This window comes from Sulfitobacter aquimarinus (genome assembly GCF_040149565.1).
Classification (GTDB): Bacteria; Pseudomonadota; Alphaproteobacteria; order Rhodobacterales; family Rhodobacteraceae; genus Sulfitobacter; species Sulfitobacter aquimarinus.
In genome coordinates this window covers 147,780-154,320 of the sequence record NZ_JBEFLO010000009.1, presented here as the reverse complement: position 1 = coordinate 154,320, position 6,541 = coordinate 147,780, and the positions used below count along the sequence as shown (strand labels likewise).

Sequence of the window (6,541 nt, the reverse complement as noted above, 5' to 3'; positions counted from 1 at the left end):
CTATCGCATCAAGCGTTTTCAATGGTTTAGCAGGCAGTGGAAGAAATAGACCTGATAAGTGGAAGACAATTTGGCCAAAGTGGCTCTCAATTGCCTGTCCTTTCAAACTGAAACAACACCCTATTTTCCGCCACCTTCCTACTGAAAAGCCTTTATTATAAGGGTTTTCTAAAATGCTCAGGTCAGTACTTCTGCCACCACAGGCCACCCTATTTCTGCCACCGAAAAACGTGAAGTCAAAAGAAAAGCCGCCCCAAAGGGCGGCTTTTTCAGCAATATTGGTCGTTGGAGTTTAGATCAGGCAGCGATATCGGCTTTCCTGTAGAAAAACCGTCCCAGACTGTGATCGGCAACAATCGGTTTCAGCCCTCGTCCATCCAACTTCATCTTCATCACCTTGGGTGAAAAAATATGCATCTCGGCATAGTCTTTCAGCGAAACATGCGTGCGCAGAAAAGCCAGAAGCTCATCTACCATGAAGACCGAAACCTGTACGCCTTTTGAGTTCTTTTTGATGAAATGCTCTGTAAGGTAAGGCTTGCCATCCGGATCTAAAAGTTTGGCCAAGTTACGCAAATTGTATGTATTCATGCCGAGAATTCGAGCCGCCTCATTGGCACTTACTTGGCCAGTCGGCAACTTCTCAGAAAGAACCTCGCAGACTTCATTCGGGTCCATAAGAATACCCTTGAACTTCAGGTCAACGTCAACGATTTCCAGCTTGGAAAACGCCCCTGCAAGAATACCATTCACGATGTCGAGCACGGGCCACCGAGCAATCTCAGCGGTTGAAACAATATCGAAAAGTCCGTCCGTCGCGCAGTCGACCTGCGTTGCCTGCCCTACAATACGGTCAAGAAACTGATCAAGGTCCTCTTTTGCAACATGCTTGAGGACCCCAGTTGCCCCTGCCAATCCCTTTCCAATCCGCGGGATTACGCCGGACCGGACGAGTTGCTGAGCTTGAACACGGTTGCAGTTCAGGTACTCTGGAATCCGTAAGGTGGGGAGCGCATTTTGCATCTTTAGAACCAGTTCTTCTCCAGCTTTGGCATCGAAGGTCAAATGGGCCAGTGAACGATCAGGATCGCCCTGCACCAGACCTGAATACACAGCCGCTCGATTGATCGTCTTCGGATGCATCCCTGTTTTTTGGGAAAGGCTATAAACAGAGTGGATCGCTTGCTGTTCTACCGGTGACCCAAGTAAATTCATTCCGATTTCCAGAACGAAATTTTCCACAATAAATTCGCGGACAACCCCACGGATCGGACCAAACTCTTTCCCGTTTGTGTTGAACTGAAGCCATTGGTAGAGACGACCAAATACTTTCTGTGGACCTCCATGGAGGTCGCGCTCAATGAAACGATCAAACGCCAACCGAAGACCTTCCCGGATCCCCTCCTCACCCCGTGAAGCGAAACCAAATCCTAGATCGCCGGCTTCATTCCATTCCGCCTGGCTAATTTTTTTGAGATTGCAGTGCGTGCCGGCAGTTAGAATTACACCCAGCATTTCACAGGCACGAGACGCCTGATCAATCTGCTGGTTATCAAGCCAAGGTGAGCCCGACACACCTTCTAAGCGTTGCTGAATGTATGACTGAAGCTCAGAGGTTTTTTGCTTATCAGAATTTGCGACCATCTCTCTCAACTCTTTGTCATTTGGCGCAACGTCAGACATGAGTTGAAATTTCTTGGAGTAAGTCAGATTCTTATATCGACGTAAGAGGATACCGTGGTTCGGACATGTCCGAGATGGTTCGATCAACCAGCCGATGCGGCCAACTCTCATACCCGCGGACGCACTATCTGCATGACCATCCTCCAGCAAACATGCTGGACAGAAGCTTGTCTGTTCCAGATTGGCAAACTCAGAATGGACGGTTTCGCCACAGATCGTGCGCACCCGGCCACCCTGACGTAGGAACGTCATACGTTTGAGCACCGCCTCACCCTGCCCGGTAAGTAAAGAGATGCGCTCAATGACCTCTTCCGATGGGAACATCACGTCCTGACGTGACAGCTCAAACATGCTGAGGAATGAATAGACGTCACTATCGCAGTGAAATTTTGCGATACGGGCCATGTATGAAGTCAAGCTTTCGCCGGCAATTACGGGAAGCAATGGAAGGAGTGCCATAGTTATGCTGCCTTCTTTTTGCGTGACTTGTTCTTATTGATCGCTTTGTCTCGCTCTTTCAGGAAAATATCGCCGTCCTCGTCCTCAAGTTCAATTCCCATCCAGTTTTCAGCGGCAAACACATTTTCTTTGATTTCGCAGCCTTCTTGCTGCCCCCAAGCCAATTCAAAGTGCTCAATGGTAAGTGTTTCCACATCATCCATCAGCGCGCATTCAATCGCATGGATCGTGGTTTCAATACAGCGTCCGAAGCGGTAGCGGCTCGCATAAATAAGACGGTTGATTTGGTCATCTTGCAGGGAGACCTCCAAATCAGCCCGTTCTGCGCACTTGGTGACGAGCCCTACCAATCGCTTATTATCGGTCCCGAAAGCCAGTGGCCGTGGACGGATTTTGTTGAAGCGACGGTTCACCTGAGGATCAATCTGAGTGATGCGCGACAATCGTTCAGTACCGCTCAACAGAAGCACGACCGGATGCTCTCCCTGCATGAGAGACTTCAGCATTTTGAACATGTTGTCCGTTTCTGAAGACAATGTGCCACGGAACATATCATGGGCTTCATCGAGCCATACGAGGGTTGTTCCGGTAATCTGCAAGCGGTGCCGAACCAAGCCCCAAATGTCATAAACTTTCGCCCGGTCTGAGACTTTATCGCCACCCAGTTTCAAGAGCATGCTCACACCAAGGCTACGAAGCGTCGCTGGACTTTCTACCTTCACATCAAGATAGCGTGGCTTGTCTGTTTCGGGATTGCACACCAACGGCTCGAAATTGGAGAGGACTTCGGCGATGGCAGTACTTTTGCCGCCGCCGGATCCCTCAATAAATGTAATGCCGTGTGTTTCGGTGCCTGCTGTAAACCGCACGGGCTCATGGGTCAGCTTGCCGTTTGTAACCTTAAACAACCGAGAAAGCTGAGCCATCAGATTGCGGTCACGCTCAGTTACAAAGTGCATGTCACGGATGGACTGAATTGTGCCTGCGATCTCAATGATGGATTTCGTCATGTTGGTTCTCCTAAAAAAATGTGTTGGTGAGAGTCGAGATCAGCCCCGAACATCCCAATCGTCATCGTCGGCCGCGTTTTTCTGTGCGGCCTCAACTGCATCGCGAGTTGCAGATGGTTTTTCTGGCATCACAGGATTGATTGAGCGGCCGAAACCATTTTCTGGGTTGGTGGTTTTATCGCGCGTGGGGACCACATCGAAGTTTACGGTCGCTTCCTTCTCTACGGCTTTGAAGCGTGCCTCTGTCCACTCATGATCCATCACTTTGTAGGCACTCTGCCGTTCGGCGTTCAGATCTTTGATGTCAGTGATCGCACGGTAAATCACCTCTTCTTCCCACTCTTTTCGCTTTTCATCTTTCGTCCGCAGCGCACGGCGGGCAGCGTTCCAAGTTGTGGCATCGACATTCTTGAAAGCATCCGAAATTGATGGGACTTCAAACCACTGACCGTCCAACATTACCTCGATGGCACCGATGTTTTCATCGTTCCAACGCACCTGGACTTTTTGGCTACCGTGCTTGTGATACCACTTCGCCAACTGACCAGAATGGTACTGAACATTAAGGACCCGAATACCATCTGGTTGGACCATACGTTCAAGCGGGAGGCCAAACGCCAGGCGTTTGTGACGCGCGCTGGGGGCCGCATTAAGGGGATAGTTGCCATCGGCGAGATCTTTCTCCCACTGTTCAAGCGGTGTACGGCCACACAAGCCCTCGTGCGGCGTGTTGTGATAGATATCTACAACCCACCGAACCAGAGCAAAGGCGAGATCATCGATGGTTAGACAGGCACGTTTTTCCGCTGGGTGATTTGCGCGGTCAAGAACGTTACTGAAAGTCCGGCCAGACAGGCGAGGCAGCAAAGACTGATCCAGTGTCCTGAAAGAGCGCTCGATATGACCACGCATTGAGGGCTGGCCGGCAATTGTTTGCGTTTTTGCAATTCCGAGATCTGCACACGTCGACGAAAACAGAATGGACTTGAAGGCGCTCCCATTATCAACGGCGAGGTTTTCCGGCTTGCTAAACATAGCCCACGGCGAAAGTGCCCCGACAGCATCTGCAAACTGTCCCTTGTCGCTGACCACCATCCGGAGGCATTTGATTGCACTGCTGGTTTTGGGGTTCGCAGTAAGAGTCATTCCGACGATGCAACGGGTCCGGCAGTCAATTGCCGCAACCAACCACCATCGTTTTTGTTTATCGAGCAAATCCATCGCTTCGAGTTCCTCTTCTGAAAAGAGGGTAAGCATTCCACTTTTGGCCATGATCGTGAGTAAATCGATTTTCTTCTCATCCATTTCAACCCGCTGAAATGGGCGCAGGACTTCAAGACCTCCCTTTACGGCCCGCATCTTCTTGAGGGCTTCTTCCTGGCCAAAACGCGCCACCAAAACACGAAACTTGCCAAGTCGGGAGATGTACTCGCTGACGGCTTTGCGGCCTGGCGTTCGGAGCAGTACCCGACCATCCGCTTTGCGAAGCACATTCGCTTCTTTAAATGCGTATTTTACATCTGCGGTGACCGTCGTCTGCCATTTCCTCTGCAGAGTGAGGTATTCCTTTTGGACAACCTGAGCCAACAACGTATTCTCTTCTACGCTATAGAAACTGTTGATGTTTCCCTGGTTGTTACTGTTGGAAATGAGGGCTTTTTTTCCTCCTTTCTTGTACAGGCTGACCCAACCGCGTAGGGTTCTGGAGGAGACCTGCCCTGGGATACTGACCGTACTTTTGGATTTTGGCTTACGGCCCTTACCTTCTTTCCAAAGCCGCATATTTTCTGAGAACAGGGGATCGGGTAATGTTTCCGCAAGATACTCTTCCGCATTCTGACGAATTTCACCCATTGAAGCTGTGATAGCCTCATCTGTTCCTTTGACAGTTTTGGACGCTTTTAATTCAAGGAAACTTCGAACAAGAGCATGACGGCTTTCACATTCCTTACCCTGCGCCTCGGGGAGACCAGCAATAAAAACATCTTCATTTAAATTGACAGAAAGAGGACGCAGGTGCTCAGGCAGTTGGCCAAACGGTGTCAACTCGATGTCCCCGGCCGCATTCATGCGATTCAGCGTACCGATGTCGTATGTTGCTTTTCTGTACGGATCATCGATGACAGAAAACGTTACTGTGCCGTTGGTCTGATAGGCGAATTGCCAATCCTCACCATGCAGTTTGTAGACATGATTAATGTCGAGACCGAAGTTCAAGTATTCATTTTGAAAGTCTTTTGCCATTAGATAATTCCTTCTGTTGGCTGGGTGCATTGCACCCAAATTTGGACAAGGGGATACTGATCCCGCGCACGAGGTTTACGCGCGGGATGTTCATTTTGATTGTTGAGAAGATCAGGCTGCGGCTTGCATCTCATCACGTGAAACGACGGAGCTGACCTTCCGGACACCGAGACGTTGAGCTGGGATGAAGCCCCCGCCAGAGCCAGCAAGCGCAACGATCGTCATAGGGCCGATCACTTCATGCTGCAGCGTACGGAGGTAGCGCTTCCGCAGAAGCCGAATAAGGGCATGATATCCTCGAGCCTGTAGCTCGGTCTCGATCGTTAAATCACGTAGGCTTCTACCAGCACTGTCAGGTAGTCCTGCGACCACATTCATAGCGGCTTCATCAGCCTCAGGATCGACCGACCGAACTGCTGCAAAAATCTTGGCATTAGATAGGTCCGTGGGGTCCATATCGGCATCTGTGATCAGTCGAACGTCATCAGCAAAGCCGAGTTCTTCTACCCACCAGGCAACTTCTTGCATGTCGGCAATAAACTTGCCCGAAACCAGTCGAACTTCTGGTTTAACGGTACAAGCGATAACAGAACCGCAACCCAGTGTTGCTACCAAGTCGAAAACTCGCTCCTTCAGATTTTTCGGGTCCCAACCGTAGTGGAAACGGACTTGCTCTTGCAGCTTGACCACATCTGGCATGGAATTCAGCAAGTACTGCGAGCTCTGCTCTAATGCACTCTCGCCCTGCATGCGGTACCCTGGGCCGTCTCCGACGACCGAAATGGTCGTACAGTGACCTGCTGATGCTGCAGGTACGTCACGCTCAGCTTGCGACGGTCCGGGTAGAACAATCCCCAACGACATAGCGTCAGTGGTTGTGGGTAACATATTGATAGTCATAACTTCTCCGTTCTCGGAACATGGTCCGAGTTGAATATTTCGCTATGACCGAATGCGGAGTTGCGGACGCCCATATTTGGGTCTATTGTCAGCATTGAAATCGCGGCCGCAGTCGGTCGTAACCTTAGAGCGTCCCTTCGGGGGCGCCTTTTTTTCGTTTGGTCCTTTTTGCTGTTTGTTTCAGGACACCGATGTTTGATCGGTCCCGTTTTGATTCCACAGCTTGGAAATCACTACAAGCGTTT

4 protein-coding genes are annotated in these 6,541 nt (G+C 50.4%); all 4 read right to left on the bottom strand.

What is annotated here, in order from left to right; genetic code table 11:
* Window positions 1-297: 297 nt before the first annotated feature.
* Window positions 298-2,142 (bottom strand): TniQ family protein, encoded by a 1,845-nt coding sequence (locus tag ABMC88_RS15645; RefSeq protein ID WP_349577816.1) that lies wholly within the window; start codon window positions 2,140-2,142, stop codon window positions 298-300.
* A 2-nt stretch (window positions 2,143-2,144) separates the two neighbouring features.
* Window positions 2,145-3,152, bottom strand: coding sequence for an ATP-binding protein (locus tag ABMC88_RS15640; protein ID WP_299415782.1), 1,008 nt, complete (start codon window positions 3,150-3,152; stop codon window positions 2,145-2,147).
* Window positions 3,153-3,191: 39 nt separating this feature from the next.
* Window positions 3,192-5,396, bottom strand: coding sequence for a TnsB C-terminal domain-containing protein (locus ABMC88_RS15635; protein WP_349577815.1), 2,205 nt, complete (start codon window positions 5,394-5,396; stop codon window positions 3,192-3,194).
* Window positions 5,397-5,507: 111 nt separating this feature from the next.
* Window positions 5,508-6,296: a hypothetical protein gene (locus ABMC88_RS15630; protein ID WP_349577814.1), complete on the bottom strand. Its 789-nt coding sequence runs from the start codon at window positions 6,294-6,296 to the stop codon at window positions 5,508-5,510.
* Between the last annotated feature and the right edge of the window lie 245 nt (window positions 6,297-6,541).